The 20809-nt window shown below is 52.7% G+C and carries 18 protein-coding genes; 12 read left to right on the top strand and 6 right to left on the bottom strand.

From position 1 onward, the window contains the following. Positions 1-56 precede the first annotated feature (56 nt). Positions 57-584 (bottom strand): nucleotide exchange factor GrpE, encoded by a 528-nt coding sequence (gene grpE, locus ACIKP9_RS05985; RefSeq protein WP_230347796.1) that lies wholly within the window; start codon positions 582-584, stop codon positions 57-59. A 121-nt stretch (positions 585-705) separates the two neighbouring features. Beyond that, positions 706-1656, bottom strand: a complete 951-nt coding sequence (gene waaC / locus ACIKP9_RS05980) for a lipopolysaccharide heptosyltransferase I (protein ID WP_400880548.1) — start codon at positions 1654-1656, stop codon at positions 706-708. Between the two features lie 70 nt (positions 1657-1726). Here waaC and ACIKP9_RS05975 point away from each other — a divergent pair, with 70 nt between their 5' ends. From ACIKP9_RS05975 to ACIKP9_RS05920, 12 genes are all read left to right on the top strand, one after another. Beyond that, a complete protein-coding gene (locus ACIKP9_RS05975) occupies positions 1727-2887 on the top strand; it encodes a glycosyltransferase family 4 protein (protein WP_400880545.1) in 1161 nt (386 codons plus the stop codon). Beyond that, complete coding sequence (gene rfaP / locus ACIKP9_RS05970; protein WP_400880544.1) at positions 2884-3720, top strand: lipopolysaccharide core heptose(I) kinase RfaP; 837 nt, start codon at positions 2884-2886, stop codon at positions 3718-3720. The genes ACIKP9_RS05975 and rfaP overlap by 4 nt, the downstream gene beginning before the upstream one ends. 33 nt (positions 3721-3753) lie before the next feature. Then, positions 3754-5457, top strand: a complete 1704-nt coding sequence (gene cptA / locus ACIKP9_RS05965) for a phosphoethanolamine transferase CptA (protein WP_400880541.1) — start codon at positions 3754-3756, stop codon at positions 5455-5457. Then, a complete protein-coding gene (locus ACIKP9_RS05960) occupies positions 5450-6934 on the top strand; it encodes a lipopolysaccharide kinase InaA family protein (protein ID WP_400880539.1) in 1485 nt (494 codons plus the stop codon). Before cptA ends, ACIKP9_RS05960 begins: the two co-directional genes overlap by 8 nt. Positions 6935-6952: 18 nt before the next feature. Continuing rightward, entirely contained in the window at positions 6953-8671 is a 1719-nt protein-coding gene (locus ACIKP9_RS05955; protein WP_400880537.1) for a carbamoyltransferase family protein, read from the top strand. Between the two features lie 143 nt (positions 8672-8814). Next, positions 8815-10629 (top strand): phosphogluconate dehydratase, encoded by a 1815-nt coding sequence (gene edd / locus ACIKP9_RS05950; protein ID WP_400880534.1) that lies wholly within the window; start codon positions 8815-8817, stop codon positions 10627-10629. Positions 10630-10672: 43 nt separating this feature from the next. After that, entirely contained in the window at positions 10673-11302 is a 630-nt protein-coding gene (eda, locus tag ACIKP9_RS05945; protein ID WP_400880531.1) for a bifunctional 4-hydroxy-2-oxoglutarate aldolase/2-dehydro-3-deoxy-phosphogluconate aldolase, read from the top strand. Between the two features lie 84 nt (positions 11303-11386). Beyond that, positions 11387-12055 carry an HAD family hydrolase gene (locus tag ACIKP9_RS05940; protein ID WP_400880528.1) on the top strand — a complete coding sequence of 223 codons (669 nt, stop codon included), beginning with the start codon at positions 11387-11389 and terminating at the stop codon, positions 12053-12055. After that, the gene (locus tag ACIKP9_RS05935; protein WP_400880525.1) at positions 12049-12738 is read left to right on the top strand and encodes a BUD32 family EKC/KEOPS complex subunit; all 690 of its coding nucleotides are present in this window, start codon (positions 12049-12051) and stop codon (positions 12736-12738) included. The genes ACIKP9_RS05940 and ACIKP9_RS05935 overlap by 7 nt, the downstream gene beginning before the upstream one ends. 3 nt (positions 12739-12741) lie before the next feature. Next, positions 12742-13866, top strand: a complete 1125-nt coding sequence (locus ACIKP9_RS05930; RefSeq protein WP_400880522.1) for a glycosyltransferase — start codon at positions 12742-12744, stop codon at positions 13864-13866. Further along, complete coding sequence (locus ACIKP9_RS05925; RefSeq protein ID WP_400880519.1) at positions 13824-14885, top strand: glycosyltransferase family 9 protein; 1062 nt, start codon at positions 13824-13826, stop codon at positions 14883-14885. Before ACIKP9_RS05930 ends, ACIKP9_RS05925 begins: the two co-directional genes overlap by 43 nt. Then, the gene (locus ACIKP9_RS05920) at positions 14882-15934 is read left to right on the top strand and encodes a CgeB family protein (RefSeq protein WP_400880517.1); all 1053 of its coding nucleotides are present in this window, start codon (positions 14882-14884) and stop codon (positions 15932-15934) included. Before ACIKP9_RS05925 ends, ACIKP9_RS05920 begins: the two co-directional genes overlap by 4 nt. Before the next feature lie 18 nt (positions 15935-15952). On the opposite strand, the gene ACIKP9_RS05915 is transcribed toward ACIKP9_RS05920, so the two are convergent. Genes ACIKP9_RS05915 through hldE form a run of 4 tightly spaced genes read right to left on the bottom strand, consistent with a single transcriptional unit; the run spans position 15953 to position 20796 of the window. Further along, on the bottom strand, positions 15953-17149 hold the full coding sequence (locus ACIKP9_RS05915; RefSeq protein WP_400880514.1) for a hypothetical protein: 1197 nt from the start codon (positions 17147-17149) through the stop codon (positions 15953-15955). Then, positions 17146-18294: a glycosyltransferase family 4 protein gene (locus ACIKP9_RS05910; RefSeq protein WP_400880511.1), complete on the bottom strand. Its 1149-nt coding sequence runs from the start codon at positions 18292-18294 to the stop codon at positions 17146-17148. The genes ACIKP9_RS05915 and ACIKP9_RS05910 overlap by 4 nt, the downstream gene beginning before the upstream one ends. 3 nt (positions 18295-18297) lie before the next feature. Further along, positions 18298-19326 carry a lipopolysaccharide heptosyltransferase II gene (waaF, locus tag ACIKP9_RS05905; RefSeq protein WP_400880508.1) on the bottom strand — a complete coding sequence of 343 codons (1029 nt, stop codon included), beginning with the start codon at positions 19324-19326 and terminating at the stop codon, positions 18298-18300. 3 nt (positions 19327-19329) lie between these two features. Then, positions 19330-20796, bottom strand: a complete 1467-nt coding sequence (hldE, locus tag ACIKP9_RS05900; RefSeq protein WP_400880505.1) for a bifunctional D-glycero-beta-D-manno-heptose-7-phosphate kinase/D-glycero-beta-D-manno-heptose 1-phosphate adenylyltransferase HldE — start codon at positions 20794-20796, stop codon at positions 19330-19332. Positions 20797-20809: the final 13 nt, after the last annotated feature.

Below are 20809 nucleotides of genomic sequence, written 5' to 3'. Positions count from 1 at the left end.
GCAGTGTGATTTCAAGCCTTGTTTTGTAAAAAATCCCCGTTGGCAATTTCAATGATTTATTTGGCTACCATCACCAAGGCCGGGCGCAACACGCGCTCATTCAAGGTATAGCCCTTTTGCAGCACATTGACCACGGTGTTGGCTTCGGCATCGCTGTCGACAGTGCCAATCGCCTGGTGCTTGTTCGGGTCGAACTTTTCACCTACTGGGTTGATTTCGGCAATGCTGAATTTCTCGAATACGGAAGTCAGTTGCTTGGCGGTCAGCTCAACGCCATCGCGATAGCTTTCCAGTGTGGCGGAGCCTACATTCAATGCGGCATCCAGGCTGTCCTTGACGGCCAGCAGCTCGTTGGAGAATTTCTCTAACGCGAATTTACGTGCCTTGTCGATATCGTCTGCGGCACGGCGACGGATGTTTTCACCCTCGGCCTTGGCGTAAAGCACGGCAGCCTGTTGTTCGGCAATCTGGGCTTCCAGTGCAGCAATCCTGTCATCAATCGAACCTGCGGCACCAGCGTCTTGTTGGCCGGTGGATACATTGTCTTGCAGGTCGGTTTCTGGCGTCTTGTCTTCGTGTTGCATGATAGTCCCTGTTGGTAATGATGTAACAACGAAGCAAATGGGGGTATCTGCCCGGATTACAAGAGGGGGCGGGTAATTTTATTCAGGCAGCAGCGAAAGGCGAGTGGCGGAAGCCACATCGTTAATGTGTGACGTGTGCCAATGCTTCCAGGACAGCGCTGACTTCTGGCACCTGGCCTTGACCGCCCAGGTTGCAGATTTTTTCTGCATGTTGAGCCAGTACGCCTGTTAGCTTGGGGTCGGTGTCGGTATAGATCGCGACCGTAGGCAGGTTAAGGGCGGCGGCAAGGTGCACGAGGCCGGTATCGACACCAATCGCTGCCTGGCTGTGGCCAATGGCGGCTGCGAGTTGGGTGAGGCGTAAGCGGGGTAGCACCACACTGCCTGCAACTGCGCTGGCAATGCGCTGTGCGCGGGCTTCTTCGCTGGCATTGCCCCAGGGGAGAACCAATGTCAGGCCTTGCTGTAGCAGGGCGTTGCCCAAGGTAACCCAATGTTGCTCTGGCCACAATTTGGAATCGCGGCTAGTGGCGTGTAGCCCGACAATATAGCGGCTGGGTAATTGCAGGCTGGCATCCGGCGCTCCAGCATGAATGCCGTAATCGGGTGGGTTCGTGGGGATGTTGTAGCCTAAGGCACGCGCCGCAAGCTCGCGGTTGCGCGTCACGGCATGTTGGCCACGCAATACCGGGTGGCGATGCTGGTAAAGCCAGGATGCCCAAGGCTCACGCGCCGAGGCTCGATCTTGTCCGTGGTAGATGCCGCGTGCCTGCTTGCCGATCAAGGCGCTTTTCAGCAGGCCTTGGGTGTCGATGATGGCATCGTAATGATGTGTTTGCAGCTGATGGCGCGTCTGGCGGATTTCGTGCCAAGTGGCCGCCTGTAGCAGGTGTTTGCGCCAGCGGCGAACGGCGACGCGAATAATCGCATCAACGCCAGGGTGCAGGCGTGGAATGTCGGCAAAACTTTCTTCCACCACCCAGTCTATCTGCATCTCTGGGAGTGCCGCCTTAATGTCCGTAATGACCGGCAGATTATGGATGACATCACCTAGGGAGGTGGTTTTGATCATGAGCAAACGAGGCATGGGCGGCATTTTCGCATACAATTCAGCTTCTTTTCCCAATTGAAAGCCTGAGCCGTTGAAGTTTGCCTTCCTCATCTTCAAGTATTTTCCTTATGGCGGCATGCAGCGCGATATGCTGCGCACCGCCACACGCCTGGCAGAGGCGGGACATTCTGTGGATATTTTCACGATGTCATGGGATGGCCAAATGCCAGGAGGGAATATGCGCGTGCATGTCATGCCGGGCAAGGGGTGGTTCAATGTACAGAAATACGATGACTTCATCCGTCAGGCACAAGCCCGCATCAAGCGTGAATTCAGTGTGGATCTGGTCGTGGGTTATAACCGCATGGGTGGCCTGGATGTCTATTTTGCGGCTGACCCCTGTTTTATCGAGCGGGCACATAAGCAGCGCAACTGGCTTTATCGCCTCACGCCGCGCTATCGCTGGTTCCAGGCGATAGAACAAGCGATTTTCTCGCCACAGGCCAGTACGCAGATGTTGATGGTGGATATGGCAGAGAAGGCTGTGTTCCAGCGCTGGTACCACACCGAGGATGAGCGCTTTCATTACATTCCGCCTTATCTTTCTAGCGAGCGTCTGCAATTGCATGACCGTGCGGAGATGCAGGCCTATTTGCGCAAGGCTTTTAACTTGCCTGCGCAAACCCGGGTGGCGTTGTTGGTCGGTTCTGGCTTTTACATGAAAGGCTTAGACAGGGCGGTGCATGCGCTGGCTAGCCTCCCTGCCGATATGCGGCAACATTTCACATTGATTGCGATTGGCCAGGATAAACCCGCACCTTTTATCAAGATGGCACGCAAGCTCAATGTCTCGGAAAACCTCATCATCTCGCGTGGTCGGCCTGATATCCCACAATTGATGCAAGGGGCAGATTTCTACCTGCATCCGGCCTATCGGGAAAATACTGGCTTGGTGATTCTCGAAGCCATGGCTAGCGGCCTGCCGGTGCTGGCAACAGCCAGTTGCGGCTATGCCGTGCATGTGCAGGCAGCCGAGGCTGGCCGAGTAGTGCCGGTGCCCTTTGAACAGGCAACCTTGAATAAGATGCTGGCTGAGATGGTGTCCCTGACGCTATCGCAAGATAGGCAATTACAAGTTTGGCGCGACAATGGCTTGCAGCATGCCCGCAAGTTGATGACTGAAAACGATGGTGATGCCGAGGCCAAGATCATGTTGCATCTGGCGCAGCAAAAGACCGGGAGTAGTGCATGAGTTGTGACAAATTGGAATTGTCGCCAGCGGTGCAGCAGGCGCTGGGTGACCAGGATGTGTTCTCTCGTGTGATGGCGTTGGGTGGCGAGGTGTTTCGCGATGTGCGGGGGCGCAAGACCATACGCGTGCAACTGGCTGGCCAGCCGTATTTCATTAAGCAGCATTTCGGTGTAGGTTGGGGCGAGATTTTCAAGAACCTGCTGGCATTCAAGGTGCCCGTGGTGAGTGCAATCACCGAGAAGCAGGCGATAGAAAAGCTGGGCGAGATCGGCATTGCTACCACCCCATTGGCGGGTTTTGGTAGCCGTGGTTGCAATCCTGCCAGCAGGCAATCCTTCCTCATCACAAAAGACCTGGGCGATATTCTTTCCCTGGAAACGCTGGCAGACCAATGGCTACTATCGCCACCAGAGCCAAGCTTTAAGCGACACCTGTTGCTGGAGGTGGCGTCCCTGGCGGCACGGCTGCATGATAGCGGCCTCAACCACCGTGACTTCTATATCTGCCATATCTGCCTAGATTTGCCGCAGCTAAGGCAGGGCAATATCCATTTGTATCTCATCGACCTGCACCGGGTTGGTATTCGTGAGACAATCCGGCCCCAGGATCGCATGAAGGATATGGCAGCTTTATATTTCTCTGCGATGAATGCGGGACTAGCTCCCAGGGATTACCTGCGGTTCCTGCGTCGCTATCGTGGCAAGCCGATCAGGCAGGTCATGCGAGAGGAACAGGATTTCTGGAGGCAGGTGCAGGCCCGCGCGATCAAGCTCTACGTCAAATTACATCAAGTCGCGCCAGAACTACGCCAGCTCGGCGGCATCATCGCCTAGCGTGTGGCAGGCCGGCATATAGTCGGGATATTTATGCAGACATCGATCAAGTTTGGTTCCAAGCGCTCTGACTGGGGCGCTTTGTTCAGCTATTACCTGTTTTTCTTCTATTTTTCTGGCATTACCCACATCCTGCTGCAAATCAGTGGCGCCACGATTTTTGTCGGCATGCGCCAGGCGATCGTGATGAGCCTGCTTTGGCTGATTCCCGTGATGCTGGTGCCAAGGTTCTCGCGCCAGATAGCAGCTGGCATTGGCTTGGTGCTGTGGGTGTTCTCGCTGATCAGCCTGGGGTATTTCTGTATTTATGGGCAGGAGTTCTCGCAAAGCGTGATGTTCACGATTTTCGAGTCCAACCCGGCTGAATCCAAAGAATTCATTGCCCACTATTTTGTCTGGTGGATGATCCCGGTATTGCTGGCGCATAGCGCTGTTGCTTTCTGGCTCTGGCGTCGACTGCGACCCTTGCAAGTCACCCGTCGTCTGGCATGGTCGGCAACGGTGCTCATCTTGTTGTTGCTCTTCGTATATCCGATGTTCAAGCAGTTGGCGGTCAATCATGCGAGCCTGGATGACGCTGTGGAAAAGCTGCAATTGCGAATGGAGCCTGCAGTGCCATGGCAAATGGTGATTGGCTATATTCACTATCGAAAACAGTTGGCCAATATGGAGGCCTTGCTGGAGCAGAACAGCAAGATCCCACCGTTATCCAACTTGAAAGATGCCAACGCTGGCAAGCCTGCCACGCTGGTGTTGGTGTTGGGTGAATCTACCAATCGACTGCGCATGAGCTTATATGGCTACCAGCGCGAGACAACCCCAGAACTTGATGCTATCAAGGATGAGCTTAATCTCTTTACCAACGTGGTGACGACCCGACCTTACACGATAGAGGCATTGACGCAGGTATTGAGTTTCTCTGATCAACTGCATCCAGATTTGTATCTCACCAAGCCATCGCTCATGAACATGATGCGGCAGGCAGGCTATACCTCTTACTGGATCACCAATCACCAGACGATCAGTAAGCGCAACACTATGCTGGCCAATTTTTCCAAACAAACGGACAAGCAGTTCTACATGAACAACAGCCGGGCGCAGAATTCACGTGAGTACGATGAAAATGTGTTTGAGCCATTTGACGAAGTGCTGGCTGACCCTGCACCTCGCAAGTTCATTATTGTGCATTTGCTGGGCACGCACATGAAATATGAATATCGCTATCCTCCAGAGTTTGACGTATTTACTGATCGTGAGGGTGTGCCTAGTGTGTTGAGTAAGGATCAGGCTAAGGTCTATAACCAATATGACAATGCTGTGCGTTATAACGATCACGTCATTGCGACATTGATCAGCAAGTTGCGACAGCAGGCAGGCAATAGCCTGATGGTGTATTTCTCCGATCATGGGGAAGATGTTTACGACGGTCCGGGATATGACATGTTGGGCCGCAATGAGGCCAAGCCTACCATCGCCATGTATGCGATCCCCTTCATGATCTGGGCTTCACCAGAATGGCGGGCTGGGCATGAGATGGCATTTGACGGCATGTTGGATCGGCCTTATAGCAATGCGCATTTCATTCATACCTGGGCGGATCTGGTTGGCTTGAGTTTTGATGGATTCGACCCCGCCTTCAGTTTGGTGAATCCTCAGTTCAAGGAGCATCCTTTGCTGATCGGCGACCCGTATCAACCTAATACCATTCGTCCGCTGGATATTCACGTGCATGAGTAATGCCAACCATGTGGCGACTGCCCCTGATTTGCTGTCCTATGCCAATGGGGCGCTGACAGAGCCATTGAGCTTAAGGCTGGACGATGGCAGCTTGCTGCAAGTGGACGCCGTCGTCCGGCGGGTGCCTGCTAAGCGTGTGGTTGGCAGGGGAGTGCTGAATGGCAAGCCTGTTTATGCCAAATGCTTTATTGGGCCGCGTGCCGCACAATATGCTGCCCGTGATAAGCGCGGCGCGATCTGGCTGGCCGAGGCAGGGCTTGCTACCCCGGCCTTGTTGCTGGACACCGCGATTGAGCAGCAAGGGGCGAGTGTGCTGGTATATGAGGCGATATCGGCGAGCAATGCTGAACAGGTGTGGCAAGCAACGCCAGATGATCAGCGCCTGCCACTGGCCATGCGCCTGGTAGAGGCCGTGGCAGCACATCACCGTGCTGGATTGTCGCAGACGGATTTATATCTCAAAAACTTCCTCGTGGATGGCGATGCCATTCATACCCTGGATGGTGACGGCATACGGCGATTGAGCGGCTTGGGGCGGCTTGGCAAGCGGTTGCACAATCTGGCAGTCCTGCTTTCCAAGCTCGATGTAGCGCGTATTGATGGCTGGTTGCCTGCCTTGCTGCAGCAATATGCCAATGTGATGGATGAGCCACCGCCAGAATTTTTTGATATGCAACGGCGCATTGCACGACTTTGGCAGCAGGAAATGCAGGATTACGCGCGCAAGGTGCAGCGTACATGCACCGATGTCCGTACCTTGAACGCCGCCACCGGCTATATCGCGGTTAATCGCCTTTACGATAGCCCAGGCTTGCACGCAGCTTTGCTAGCGCCCAATGCCTTGCTGGAAGGCCCCGGGGTAAGCCGATTGAAAAGCGGGAATACCTGCACTGTGGCTGCGACAGAAATTGATCAGCGCAAACTGGTGATCAAAAGGTACAATATTAAGAGTTTTTGGCATGGCCTTGGCCGCGCCTGGCGTCCATCACGGGCCGTGGTGTCATGGGCCAATACCTTCCGCTTGCAATTGAAGGGCATTGCGACACCGGTTGCGGTGGCAGTCATGGAGCGCCGCCGCTGGGGTTTCCGTGAAGAGGCATATCTACTCACGGAGTTTGTGCATGCCAGGGATGCGGTCGAGTTCTTTGCGGATCAAACGATGCCTGATACAGCGCGAGCACTGGTGGCGCAACGCATTGCCCAGTTGTTTTATCAGTTATATTGCCTGCAACTGGAGCATGGGGATTTCAAGGCAACCAATCTTTTGATTCAAGATCAGGAGCCCTTGTTGATCGACCTGGATAGCATGCAGCAACATGCATGCAAGCGCAGTTTTCTGCGTCGGCATGTGCGTGACGTGAAGCGTTTTTTCAGGAACTGGCAGTCGGATCTGGCAACGCGACAGCTGCTGATGAGCGCGTTCAAGACGGTTTATACAGATGCCCGCGTGCTGGAGCGGGCGGGTATCGCGAATTAAGTACAAAGTGAAAGACGAATGATCATTCTAGGTTTATCAGGTGCGCTGGGGCATGATGCTTCGGCTGCCATTATTGTCGATGGAAAAATTGTGGCGGCAGCGGAAGAGGAACGCTTCCTCCGCGACAAGCACGCCAAGAACACTTTCCCGCTGGAAGCGGCAAGGTACTGCCTGCGTGAGGCTGGAGTAAAGCCGGAGCAAGTGGATATCGTGGCATTCCCTTATGGCGAAATTCCATTGAGCAGTGAAGCGCGCTGGCATTATGCCAAGCGTTATTGGTATGCGCCCGATCGTGCCCTGGATGCCATTTTTAACGGCAATCGCCGTTTCCGCCGCAATCGTGATAAATCCCTGGAGTTGATGCGTCAGCTGGGCTTGACCAAGGCGCGCTTCGTGCCGGTGGAGCACCACTTGGCCCACGCCAGCAGCGCTTACCACTTGAGTGGCTTCAAGGAGAAGACGGCCATTGTTGGTATCGATGGCAAGGGTGAATATGCCACGACCTTCTTTGGTTATGGCGAAAACGGCAAGATCCACAAGATCAAGGAGTTCTACGACCCAGATTCCCTGGGCGGCATGTATGGCGCGATTACCGAGTATCTTGGTTTCGAAATGCTGGATGGCGAGTTCAAGGTTATGGGCATGGCGCCTTATGGCGACGCTAAGCGCTACGATTTGTCGCGTTTGGCCAAGTTCGAGGATGGCGAGCTCAAGATCAACACCGATTACGTCAATGTCGTGGGCTTGCGCCGTTACAAGGAAAAAGGCAAGGGCTTCTACTTCACGCCCAAGTTGATAGAGTGGCTGGGCCCCAAGCGCAATGGCGACGAGATCGATGATCCCTACATCCATTACGCTGCCTCGGTGCAACAGTTGCTGGAAGACCTCGCGCTCGAGATGATCGAGTACTATCTCGGCGACATCATCCGTGAAACAGGCCGTATTGCCATGGCTGGTGGCGTGGCGCTCAACGTCAAGCTCAACCAGCGCATCATTGCCTTGCCGCATGTGAAAGAGCTGTTCGTGCAGCCGGCCTCAGGCGATAACGGTACTTCCCTGGGTGCGGCCAGCTATGTGGCTGCAGAGATGGGCGAGTCGCTCGAGCCTATGCCCCACGCTTACCTAGGCCCATCGTTTACTACGGAAGAGTGTATTGCCGCCTGTGAGGCGCACCCTGCGAAACCCAAGTTCCAACGTGTCGAGAATGCGCCTAAAACAGGTGCTGAGCTACTGGCTGCTGGCAATCCGCTGGCCTGGTTCCAGGGGCGCATGGAGTTTGGCCCGCGTGCGTTGGGTTGCCGCAGCATCCTGGGTGATCCTAGCCACCCGGGCGTGGCAGACCGAATCAATGCGCAGATCAAGTATCGTGAGCGTTGGCGTCCTTTCTGCCCCAGTATGCTTGACCGTGTGGCTGCTGACATCTTGCAGACAGATCATCCAGCACCTTACATGACCTTTACCTTCGATGTCGCAGAGCACTGGAAGCCACGCATACCTGAGGTGGTGCATGAGGATGGCACTGCGCGTGCGCAGATCGTGACCAAGGAAACCAATCCGCGCTATTACGCGTTGATCGAGGAGTTGGAGCGCCTGCGCAATGTGCCGGTGGTGCTCAATACCTCATTGAATCGTCGTGGTGAACCCATGATTTGCAGCCCGACTGATGCGCTCAACATGTTTTACGGGTGTGATCTCGAGTATCTCCTGATGGAAGACGTGCTCGTGACCAAAAACTAGGCCAGGTGGGGGTTGCGGCGATGATGCCGTTGACGCAACCCCATGGTTTTTTTACCTTATCCCGGGCGTGGTTAATTTGACGATGCCTAGCGCTTTCAGCGATAATTCCCGGCTAAATTCAACTTTTCAGCAGCAAAAAATTAATGACACAAACCCTGATAGAAGTCACCGAGCGCATTCGGGAACGTAGTGCGCCTACCCGCAAGGCCTATCTGCAACGTATAGACCAGATCATCAACCGCACTCGCGGTGCTGAGCGTCTGGGCTGTGCCAACGTGGCGCACGCTTTTGCTGCCTTGCCCAATAACGATAAATTCCGTGTTGTGGCAGAGAAGGCCCCGCATATTGGCATCGTGACGGCTTACAACGACATGTTGTCTGCACACCAGCCATACGAGACCTATCCTGACATTATTCGCGATGAGGCACGTAAGCACGGCGCGACTGTGCAAGTGGCTGGTGGTGTACCTGCGATGTGTGATGGTATTACCCAGGGTGAGCCAGGCATGGAGCTGAGCTTGTTCTCACGCGATACCATCGCCATGAGTACGGCGGTTTCACTGTCTCACGATGTATTTGATGCCGCTTTGTTGCTGGGCGTCTGCGACAAGATCGTGCCTGGTCTTCTGATTGGTGCTTTGCATTTTGGTCACTTGCCTACCGTATTCGTGCCTGCTGGCCCAATGGCGACAGGTATCGACAATACGACCAAATCCAAGGTGCGCGAGAAGTACGCACAAGGCTTGGTTGGTCGTGAGGAACTACTGGCTTCTGAATCTGCGGCTTACCACGGTGCAGGCACCTGTACTTTCTTTGGTACCGCCAACAGTAACCAGATGCTGATTGAAGCCATGGGCTTGCATGTGCCGGGCGCTGCTTTTGTACACCCACACGATGACATGCGTGAGATGTTGACCCGTGAATCGGTCAAGACCGTGCTTTCTATCACCAAGGGCCAACGCTTTACCCCAATTGGGCAGATGGTGGATGAACGTGTGATCGTCAACGCTATCGTGGCATTGCTGGCTACCGGTGGTAGTACCAACCACTTGATCCACTGGGTGGCAGTGGCACGTGCTGCTGGCATTATCATTGACTGGTCGGACTTCTCCAAGTTGTCGCAGAATACGCCATTGCTGGCACGTGTTTACCCCAACGGTACTGCCGACGTGAACCAGTTCCAGGCCGCAGGCGGCCCAAGCTTCGTGATTCGCGAGCTTGTCGACGCTGGTTATATGCACGGCGATGTGAATTCTGTCGTGATTGGTGGTTTGCGTGATTTCGGCAAGAAACCCACCAAGTCCGATGACAGCCTGATCTGGGTCGATTTGCCCAAGGAAAGCCCAGACGAAACCATTGTGCGCAATGCTTCCAAGCCATTCAGCGCATCGGGCGGCTTACGTCTGTTGACTGGTAATCTGGGCCGTTCCGTGATCAAGAGCTCTGCTGTGCCGGAAGACCGTCAGATCATTGAAGCACCTGCGATTGTCTTTAATGGACAGGAAGAGTTGCTGGCAGCATTTGAGCGCGGCGAGCTGGAAAAAGACTTTATTGCGGTTGTGCGCTTCCAAGGTCCGCGTGCCAATGGTATGCCTGAACTGCATAAGCTAACCCCGCCATTGTCTGTATTGCAGGGCAAGGGCTTCCGTGTTGCCATCGTGACCGATGGCCGCATGAGCGGTGCATCAGGCAAAGTGCCTGCCGCGATCCATTTGAGCCCAGAGGCTGTGGCTGGCGGTGCAATTGGCAAGATTCGCACTGGTGACATGATTCGCCTGAATGCGGTTGTCGGCACCCTGAACGCGCTTGTTGACGACGAAGAGTGGCAGGCACGTACTGTAGCTGTCATGACCGAGGCACAGCGTAATAACAATGGCCATGGCATTGGTCGTGAGTTATTTGGCGGTATGCGCAAGAATGTGCACAGTGCCGAAGAAGGTGCCGTCACCTGGCTTTAAGCATTCATAGCTTTTTAATAATCAATCCATAGGTATATAGAATATGAGCACTCTCGATTTAGCCAACCATGGCCCGGTGATTCCGGTTATTGTCATCAACAAGGTGGAAGATGCCGTGCCGATGGCAGAAGCCTTGCTCGAAGGCGGCATCAAGGTGCTGGAAGTGACCTTGCGTACGCCTGTGGCATTGCAAGCCATGGAAGCGATTGCCAAAGCTGTGCCTGATGCAATTGTTGGCGCTGGTACTGTGCGTAACATTAAGGATGCACAGAACTGCAAGGATGTCGGTTGCCAGTTTGCCGTTAGCCCAGGCTATACCAGCGAGCTCGGCCGCGCAGCCCGTGAAATGGGCCTGCCATTGTTGCCTGGCGTTTCCACTGGTAGCGAAATCATGCAGGCTAATGTCGATGATTACTACTTCCTCAAGTTGTTCCCGGCTGTTGCCGTGGGTGGTATCAACCTGCTGAAAGGCTTTGCTGGCCCATTCGGTGACGTGAAGTTCTGCCCCACAGGTGGTGTAACTGTTGAATCTGCCCCGCAATTCTTGGCATTACCTAATGTCGTGGTCTGCGGCGGTACTTGGCTCACACCTGCGGATGCTGTAGCACGCAAGGATTGGGCGCATATCACCAAGCTGGCTCGTGAAGCCAGCGCGATTAAGGCAGCAGCCTAATCCATCACAGGCCCCTCGGGGCCTGTTTGCTTTCGTCCTTCCCGGCATCTTTTGCATGCCGAGCATCAACCTTTAGGTAGCGCCATGCTGAATCTAGAGCAATATCACACCTTGGTGTTTGATTGTGATGGTGTCATTCTCAACTCCAATCATCTCAAGATCGAGGCATATTTCGCGACTGCCAAGAATTTTGGTGCAAATGACCAGCAGGCTCAGGCGTTGGTGGACTACCACATCAAGCTCGGTGGAATTTCCCGCTTTGTAAAGTTTGAATATTTTCTCAAGGACATTCTGCAACGGCCTGCGACGCAAGCAGATGTAGATTTTCTTTTACACGATTTTGGGCGTGAAGTGCGCGAGCGCCTGGCAAATTGTGAGATTGCACCAGGGCTACATGAATTGCGTGCAAAAACCGCCTCTAGCAACTGGTTGGTGATTTCAGGAGGCGACCAAGCTGAATTGCGTACCATTTTTGCCGAGCGTGAGCTGACAGCATTATTCGACGGCGGCATTTTTGGTAGCCCGGATAACAAGGACGAGATCATGGCGCGTGAAATCAACCATGATAATATCCGTCAACCTGCGTTGTTTATTGGTGATAGCCGTTATGATCATGAGTCGTCCAGCCGCGCGGGCCTGGACTTTGTCTTCCTACATGCCTGGACCGATGTTCCTGGCTGGCAAACCTATTGTGCCAAACACGGGATTACTACATTGCCTGACGTCCAAGCCTTGTTGCACTACCCATGCTGATACCTAGACTGAAAATTCGCAACAGCCACTTGCTGACGCCAGAGGATTTTGCGCAGTTGAGTCTCAATGCCAAGGTGCTGGAGCGGGATGAGCGTGGTGTCAAAGTGCTGCAAATGGGGAATGGCAATATTCTCAAGGTGTTTCGTGTGCGCCGTACACTGAGCTTGGCGCGGTTTTATTCCTATGCTCGCCATTTTTGCCGCAATGCCGACAAGCTCAAGCAGTTGGGGATTCCCACGGTGGAGATTGTGCAGCTGTTTCATTTCGAGGACAGCACCAACACAGCCGTCATTTATCGTCCGCTACTTGGGCAGACATTACGGCAGTTGAGTATGTTGGGGCTGATCGATCAAACATTGATGGAAAATTTTGGCCACTTTGTCGCCCGCTTGCATCAGCATGGTATTCATTTTCGTTCCCTGCATTTTGGCAATGTCGTCAAGACGACTGATGGTGCGCTCGGGCTGATCGATATTGCTGATCTCAAGATTTATCGCCATCGCTTGGGAAGTTGGCACCGGATGCGCAATTTTCAGCACCTACAACGCTATCCGCAAGAGTGGATGGCTTTATCCCAGGCTGAACGCCAGGCCTTTGCGGATGGCTATTTTTCTACAGCGCAATTGCCATCCAAAATAGCATCGGCGCTCAGGTTAAAGCTGAAATTTTTATCAGAGGCCTGATCCATGTACGTCCTGCATATCTGCCATAGCTATTATCCGCCTTTCCTTGACTGCGCCCGTCAATATGCTGCCTTGTTCCAGGGTAGCCCATACAAAGTGGTGACGGTTTACCTCACTGGCAAGCCAGATGCTGAAGTGGAGCGCGGCAGTGCATCTGACGAAGTGATTTTTCTCGGTTATAGCAGCAAGCAGGTGAGGGGGCTCAAGCTGGGCGCGATTGCAAAAATACGCCAGCTGGTGAATAGCCGGGATTTTGCATTCTGCATTGCCCATCGCGCCAAGCCTACTTATGTCGCCTTGCTGGCGACCAATCTGCCAGTGGTCAGTGTGCATCACAACTACGATGATTACGGACGATTCAGCCGCCGCATCTTGGTCAATCTATACCGCAAACGCCTGCTCATGCTCTGCGTATCGGATTCTGTGCGCGATCAAATGCGACAACACCTCAAGCACTGGCCAGCCGAGCAGATACAAACACTCTACAACCGCATTGATGTCGATGCAGTTAAACAATCCCTCTTACCCAGGCAAGAGGCCCGCCAAATGTTGGATATCGATGACGATACCTATGTCATCGCTAACGTCGGGCGCCTGCACCGCGACAAAGACCAGGCTACTTTGTTGCGTGGCTTTGCCCAGGCATTGCCGCAGCTGCCAGCCAATACTTTGCTGCTAATTTTGGGAAAAGGCCCACTGGAGCAAGATCTCAAGGCATTGGCGAATAGACTGGGCGTTGCTAACCAGGTTCGATTTGTTGGACAAGTGCCAGATGCACGGCGATATTTCCGCGCGTTTGATCTCTTCGTTCTAAGTTCGGATCATGAACCATTTGGTATGGTGTTGCTTGAGGCCATGGCAGCAGAATTGCCGATTATCTGTAGTGATAGCGGAGGTGGCGTGGAGGTGGTCAGGGCTTTTGCACCTTTATTTACTCTTGGGAGTGTAGAGGAGTTATCCCGAGAGCTAGTAAACTCTGTTGACTATAAAATTGACAATAAAATACAATTGGCCTCCGATATTCTGATACATAGCTTCTCGGACGAAGCTGCCAGAATAAGATTCTTTGAGCTAATAGATCGCGCATGGATACACAACAAGACACTACCACCGCGCGTATTGCGCTAGTTTCTTTCAACTCCCTTGGGGATAGCTTGATTTATTACATGTTGGCAGAGAATCTGCGCCAGCATGGTTATGAGATGACGTTGTATGGGGACATTGCATACCAGTTGCGAGAGTGGATGCCACAGATACCCGTCAGGCCTTATCCTGATTTTAATGCGCTTGATCGTGAGTTAAGCCAATATCACCATGCGATCATTAGTCCGCCCCAGGCACTCCGCCAGCGCTTGAATGGGGAGTTTCTGGAGCATGTCAGGAGCCACTGGCAGTTGCTGTGCCAAAAAGCACCTCCTACATGGGCTAGTGAGCAATTAAAGCATGAACGCCAGCGTGTACTGCCGGGCAAGATATTTTCTCAGTTAGCCCCGTTGCTGGATTGTGGGCCATCCATTCGCTTCAAGAAGTTTAATGATGGCAGCTCCTTGGTTGATGTGGTGGTAGCGTTTATGCGAGAGCGGATGAAGCTTACACATGCGCAAGGGAATGTACACCTTACTCCGCCGCCTCATCTTGTTTATCAGCGATACCCACGGCGGATTATTATTAGTCCTGATTCGGCTTGGTCAGATAAGAAGGATTGGACGCCTGCATCATTCATCAAGACGGCAAGGTTATTACAGCAACGCGGGTATCAACCTGTTTTCACTGTTGCCCCAGTATCACATGAGAAATGGGATGTGATACTCAAGGGTGAATTTGAGCATGCAAAATTCAACGACATACATCAGCTTGCGAGCTTTGTTTATGAGTCGGGCGCATTTATTGGCAATGATTCAGGAGGTGGTCACCTTGCTTCCATGTTGAGAGTGCCAGTGGTTACTATTTACAGAAAACGGAATCGTCAGTTCTGTTGGCGCCCTGCGTGGGGTAAAGGAACAGTGGTTGTTCCTCGCTTGGTCTTACCTTGGTTCAAAGGCGGTATATGGCGCGCTTTCATTCGTCCTGCAGATATATTGCTCGCGTTGGAATCATTATTGGAAAATCAAGATAAAACACTCATCAGTGGAAAAGATTCGTCATGAAAAAATTGTTGATATTGGATGGTATCTCTGGCGTACCACTGGGCGAGGAGTTAGCGCAGGCTTTCGGCCATATCGGCATTGAAACCGCATATTACAATCTGTTGAGCATGCCGAAGATCCCATTCTATGGCTTGAAATCGGCGCTAACGAAGGTAGTGAATCGAGCCAAGGACAGCAGCGGGGATGCGTTTTTTCATCTGCCGAAAGGCAATCTTGCGGCTATCACGGCATTGATCAAGCAAGCACGGCCTGATGCCATCTTGGTGGTGGGCTTTATCTATAAATTCATTACCCCAGCTGCGCTAAAGGCTTTGGCTCAACAGCATCAGGTCGATTTGTATTTGTATGATACGGATAGCTGTAACCTATACACCAAGCGTCGTGAGTTTATTTTCTTTCTGGAGCAAGAGCTGCCAATTTACAAAAAAATATTCTCATGTTCCAAGGTGACGGCTGATTTCTTCAAGGATACTAGGCAACTGGATGCCAGTTTTGTGCCATTTGGAGCAAATTTTATCGCGGCACCGAGTGGTTCTGATGCTGACAAGCAACACGACGTGTTATTCGTTGGTAGTGGGGATTTGCGCAGGATTTTTGTCCTGGAAAGCATACGTGACCACCTTTCCATTTTTGGGAATCGATGGAAACGCAATTTTCCCTTGATGTCGCCAGGGTTGATCAAGCGCGTGGATGATCATCCAGTTTGGGGGGCTGATTTACACCAATTACTGACTAGCTCGAAGATTGTCCTGAATGTCACACGTGGCCCTTATTATGCGGCTGGTACTGGCGTGAATCTGAGAATTTTCGAGGCGCTGGCAGCAGGCTGCTTCTTGATCACGGATTATTGTGATGAAGTCGCTGAGCTCTTTAAGCCTGGGGAGGAAATTGAAACTTTCAATGGCCCCCAGGAGTTACAGGAAAAGGTACGTTTTTATTTAGCCAACCCAGAGAAGCGTATGGCAATCGCCCAACAAGGGCATGCCGCTTATCTCAAGCGTTTTACCTGGGAGGCCAGGGCGCAGGAGATGCTGCAATCCATGCGCTGATGAGTGCCAAGTGTCACTTTAGTTAGGTCGTGTAGCTTGCTTATTGCCTTTGAATAATGCAGGGGCATGTTGATGCAGTTGTTGTGCAATCAACAACGCCAGTGGCAGGTGAAAAACCAGCCAGCGTTGACTTGGGCTGTGTACCAAGCTGCTACCATCAAAACAAACACCCAAGGCACCGACAATAAAATACCATCCGGCCCACGACCTCGCCTTGTATCCTTGTACAGCAGCCAGGATGGTCAGTGCGATGAGTGGAATGAAACCAACCAGCCCCGCTTTATAGAACTGAGTGACGAATACACTGTGTGGATGCACCATCGTAAAACCATCGTGCGAGACATACTGGAAGTCGTGTTCGGGACCACAACCAAATGTGATACCGCATCGTACGGTTTCTGCAATATAGCCTGCCCATATCTCTGGTCGATAGAAGTTACGCGCCAGTAAGCTTTCCCCAATTGAGGTAAAAAATAATAGATAGGCAATGCCCGACGTCAGGAGTATTGCAGCGACGGCCATTGTGCTGATGACTTTGATATTGCGCAATTGGTGCTTGTAGAGCGCGATATACGTCATGAGTACAGTTAATGCCCAGATACCAATGATGCTGCGTGTCTGGAGCAGCACTAGGCCAAAGAACAATACGAGTGCATGTGCGACCAACACTTCACGGAATTTCTTCTGCTCTATACCTAACAGGGTGATGATGGCCATCATTCCTCCCATGGTATTGGTCACATAAATCACATTTTCAAGCTTGGCGTGCATATCGTTTAAGCGTACGCCAAGCTGCCAATAGCCTTGTGAATATTGCCAAATGGCATTGCCGCTGACATATAGGCATAGCAGGCCAAGAAATATCCAGGCAGCTCGATAAACTGCAGTATTTGAGATCATTGGCAAGCGTGCAACTGCAATAAAAAACAGGATGACAATAAGGCCGAATTTGACTTGTCTCCAAGGGTCTCCATCACCCAGCGCGGCGGCTAATATCAAGCTCAAGATCACGAGCAGTAAACCTTGGGCTAGTCGATTCTGGAAAAAGGACTTGATCTCTTCAAAGCGTAAGGAAATCAGTGTAGGAATAAGCAAAACCAGATAGCTGAAATTGTTATGAGCTTGTGATCCACTAATGACCAAAAAGCTCACCATCCATGTGCCAACGGCATATAGCGCAAAGGTCGGGCTACGCAGGAAATTGATGAGGCTCATTGTGATGTGGTTTCCTTAAGTTGTTTCTCTATCAGGGAACGATATTGTTCGCGGTATGCTTCAATGCTGTGTTGGCTGGCTAGATAATGAAAGGCCTGCTCGCCTTTGATCTTTAATTGTTGTGCATCTAGGCTTAGATATTCAGTGAGGGCTTGACTTAAGCTTTCGATGTCTTCTGGTGGGGTGGCGAGACCGCCTGCACCGAGGATGACATCACGCATTTCAGGAATATCTGAGGCAATGACGGGTAAATGACCGCTTATTCCTTCCATCAATGCTAATGGCAGCCCTTCTTTCAGTGATGGCATTGCCCAGATGTCAAAGGCACGGACATATTGCAGGGCATTGGCTCTGAACCCCAACAAATGTACCTTGTCTTCCAAGCCCAGGCTGGCAATCTGGGCTCTCAGGTTTTGCTCTTCTGATCCTTTACCAATAATGCCGATGTGAGCATCGGGGAATTGATGCTGAATCTTGGCGAGTGCGGCAATCAGGAAGCGGTGGCCTTTACGGGCAAAGAGTTGACCAATCGCACCTATGATGCGGTTTCCATTGGGCAATCCAAGGGCTGCTCTAGCTTGTTCCTGAGGTAGTTGGGATGCTTCTGATTTGGCAATATCAATGGCATTGGGGATTGCATGCGTATTAAGGGGAGTGAACCCGCTTTGGTAGCCAATCAAGCTATCCTTTACCGCATCGGAAACACCGACGAAATGCCAATGCCTATCGGCAAAAAGTTTCACCTGGAATCTGCGATATGGGCGGTGATATTCGTTCAACACATGCGATATGCCAATGCATAAGGGAATGCGCAGTATTTTATTCAGTTGCAGCAACATGCTGACAACTTTGAATCTGTTGCAGATGACGACATCAAACTGATTGGTTTTGCAAAATCGATACAGTTGCCATAGTGCTTGCAGCCTGAGGCCGCGCATTTTGGTATCAGGGATATCAAAATAATGCACATGCTCGGCAATGCTATGCGGCTGCGATGCTGTTGGTTTCCCGGAAAGGTAGGCGCAGGTTACCTCAAACTGATCTCTAGGCAAGCCCTTGACGATTTGCTCACCAAGATCAGAAACGTCATTGGTTTTGACGTTGTAATCAGGATGTAATTGTAAGACTTTGATTCGCTGCTTCATTGTTCATGAACGGGGGGGTAAAAGTCGATTGATAACGGTTGTCGGCTGAATTTGCTTCAAGCAATTCAAATGTCCCAGTGGGCATTCCCGCTGAAAGCAGGGGCTGCATTCCAGTCCCAGGTATTCAATGACCGCTTTGCTGCTCATGGGCGGTGTATGGTGTGGGTCAGAAGAGCCGTAAATGGCGATGAGTTTTTTATCCAGGGCCGCCGCCACATGCATGAGGCCTGAATCATTGCTGACAATCGCGTCGCATAGCGACATGAGGTCAATGGCATCGCCTAGTTTGGTTTTGCCGCCAAAGTCTTCGCATACCTGATAGCTCAGGCGATTGATCTCAGCAGTATAGGGAACATCCTTGTCTGAGCCGAACAGCCAGATCTGCCAGCCATGGGCATGGGCAGTGCGGGCAACTTCGGCATAATGTTCCAGCGGCCAGCGTTTGGCCTCGCCATATTCTGCACCTGGGCAAAGCCCCAATACAGGGGCTTGCGGTGCTGCTATGCCGAGTTTTTCCAGGCTGGCAAGGGCATTATCTCGGCTGGCAACCAGGCTGGGGTTGGGAATGTGGTCGGGCATACTGCTTTGGGCATCAACACCGAGAGCGACAAAGCGATCCACCGTGCGAGGTAATTGGATTTTATCCAATGGCCGGATGTCGTTAAGCAGGCCATAGCGCATTTCACCCAGAAAGCCGGTGCGACGGCTGATACCGCTGGCGGCGGGGAGGATTGCTGATTTCAGCGAGTTGGTGAGCATGATGGATTGGGTATAGTGCCGATCTTTCAGGCTACGGCCAAAGCGGATGCGCTCTTTCAAGGCTAATTGACCGTGCTTGAAAGGTAGTGCGATGGCCTCATTTACTTCCGGCATACGCTCCAGCAAGGGTAAGGTCCAGGCGGGGGCTGCTACGTCAATGGTGCAGTCGGGTTTGTGTTGTTTGAGGGTTTTGAACAGGCTTTGTGCCAGCACCATGTCGCCTACCCACGAGGGGCCCATCACCAGGATTTTTTCAGCGGTATGCAGTGTCATGCTTCAGGAGGCGAGTTTTTGGATGATGTTGCTGGTACTGCGACCAGGTACGACATCAATCAGTGCGACTTTGCCGCCCCAGGATTTAACTTCCGTACCGCCAACGACTTGGTCCTCGGTATAGTCGCTGCCCTTGACGATGATGTCGGGGCGTACGGCTTTGATCAGTTCGATCGGGGTATCCTCATCAAACAGGATAACGGCATCGACAGATTCCAGTGCGGCGAGGACGCGCGCCCGGTCTTGCTCATGGATCACTGGGCGGGTGGGGCCTTTAAGGGCGCTTACTGAGCGATCGGTATTGAGCCCCAGAACCAGTCGATTACCCGTATTGTGCGCAGCTTCGAGATAGGTGACGTGCCCAGCGTGGAGCAGGTCGAAGCAACCGTTGGTGAAGACGATGCGTTCGCCACGATTGCGCCAGGCTTGTACGCGGGCCAATAGGTTTTCCAGCGTGCAGACCTTGTCTGCCTGTGCGGCAGATTGCTGAGATTGCAGCTCATGCTCAAGCTCGGCCTTGTTGATAGGCACGGTGCCTACTTTGCCGACCACGATGCCAGCGGCGATATTGGCAAGCTCGATGGCATCGTGCAAGGGCAGGCCGTGGGCCAGGCCGGCGGTCAAGGTGGAGATGACGGTGTCGCCTGCACCGGAAACGTCATAGACCTGACGCGCAGTTGCGGCTAAGTGAGTGCTGCCTTGGGCGTTCAGCACGGTAATGCCTTCCTCGCCCCGTGTGACGGCAAGAAATTCAAGCTTAAGCTGCGTGCGTAGCTGTTCTGCCGCAGCAAGCAAAGCCTGGTTATCATTCATGCCAACATCACAGGCTTCTGCGGTTTCACGTTTATTGGGGGTGAGCCCTGTGGCACCCTGATATTTGCTGTAATCTCGGCCTTTAGGGTCAACCAGCACCGGGATGCTGGCTGACCGTGCCTGGGCAATCACATTCTGGCATACCGCGTCGCTGAGCATGCCTTTGGCGTAGTCGGAGAGGATGATGGCGGCGGGCCGGTCAGCTAAAGCCTGGCTGATCATGACTTGTAGGGCAGAGTGCTCATCATTGGAAAATGCCGCAGCATCTTCCTGATCCAGGCGCATCATTTGCTGATGTCCACCGAGGATGCGCGTCTTGGTAATGGTTGGCCTACGTGTGCTGTGGTAGACATGCCGGGTATCAACGCCGATGTCTTGCATGAGGCCCAGCAGGGTGTGGGCTTCGCGATCATCGCCCACGACTCCGGCGATCCGCGTGCTGATCTCCAGTCCACGCAGATTGGCTGCGACATTGGCCGCTCCGCCCGCCCGCTCATCTTGCGATTTGAGCAATACCACGGGTACAGGTGCTTCTGGTGAGATGCGTTGTACATCGCCAAACAGGTAGCGGTCTAGCATCAGGTCGCCGATGACCAGTATCCATATCGGGTCGTGGCCAAAGCGTTGCTGGATGGTGTTGAGGAAAGACTCGCGCATGGTTGATCGTCGT

This window comes from Methylobacillus methanolivorans (genome assembly GCF_044751345.1).
Lineage (GTDB): Bacteria > Pseudomonadota > Gammaproteobacteria > Burkholderiales > Methylophilaceae > Methylobacillus > Methylobacillus methanolivorans.
This window is presented reverse-complemented; position numbering and strand designations above follow the sequence as displayed.

Bases quoted from the DNA above. Each gene is read 5' to 3' on its own strand.
- ACIKP9_RS05925 (WP_400880519.1), top strand. From the start codon at position 13,824: ATGGATACACAACAAGACACTACCACCGCGCGTATTGCGCTAGTTTCT.
- edd (WP_400880534.1), top strand. From the start codon at position 8,815: ATGACACAAACCCTGATAGAAGTCACCGAGCGCATTCGGGAACGTAGT.
- ACIKP9_RS05930 (WP_400880522.1), top strand. From the start codon at position 12,742: ATGTACGTCCTGCATATCTGCCATAGCTATTATCCGCCTTTCCTTGAC.
- ACIKP9_RS05920 (WP_400880517.1), top strand. From the start codon at position 14,882: ATGAAAAAATTGTTGATATTGGATGGTATCTCTGGCGTACCACTGGGC.
- hldE (WP_400880505.1), bottom strand. From the start codon at position 20,796: ATGCGCGAGTCTTTCCTCAACACCATCCAGCAACGCTTTGGCCACGAC.
- cptA (WP_400880541.1), top strand. From the start codon at position 3,754: ATGCAGACATCGATCAAGTTTGGTTCCAAGCGCTCTGACTGGGGCGCT.
- ACIKP9_RS05940 (WP_400880528.1), top strand. From the start codon at position 11,387: ATGCTGAATCTAGAGCAATATCACACCTTGGTGTTTGATTGTGATGGT.
- rfaP (WP_400880544.1), top strand. From the start codon at position 2,884: ATGAGTTGTGACAAATTGGAATTGTCGCCAGCGGTGCAGCAGGCGCTG.
- waaC (WP_400880548.1), bottom strand. From the start codon at position 1,656: ATGATCAAAACCACCTCCCTAGGTGATGTCATCCATAATCTGCCGGTC.
- ACIKP9_RS05915 (WP_400880514.1), bottom strand. From the start codon at position 17,149: ATGAGCCTCATCAATTTCCTGCGTAGCCCGACCTTTGCGCTATATGCC.
- waaF (WP_400880508.1), bottom strand. From the start codon at position 19,326: ATGACACTGCATACCGCTGAAAAAATCCTGGTGATGGGCCCCTCGTGG.
- grpE (WP_230347796.1), bottom strand. From the start codon at position 584: ATGCAACACGAAGACAAGACGCCAGAAACCGACCTGCAAGACAATGTA.
- ACIKP9_RS05960 (WP_400880539.1), top strand. From the start codon at position 5,450: ATGAGTAATGCCAACCATGTGGCGACTGCCCCTGATTTGCTGTCCTAT.
- ACIKP9_RS05955 (WP_400880537.1), top strand. From the start codon at position 6,953: ATGATCATTCTAGGTTTATCAGGTGCGCTGGGGCATGATGCTTCGGCT.
- ACIKP9_RS05935 (WP_400880525.1), top strand. From the start codon at position 12,049: ATGCTGATACCTAGACTGAAAATTCGCAACAGCCACTTGCTGACGCCA.
- ACIKP9_RS05910 (WP_400880511.1), bottom strand. From the start codon at position 18,294: ATGAAGCAGCGAATCAAAGTCTTACAATTACATCCTGATTACAACGTC.
- eda (WP_400880531.1), top strand. From the start codon at position 10,673: ATGAGCACTCTCGATTTAGCCAACCATGGCCCGGTGATTCCGGTTATT.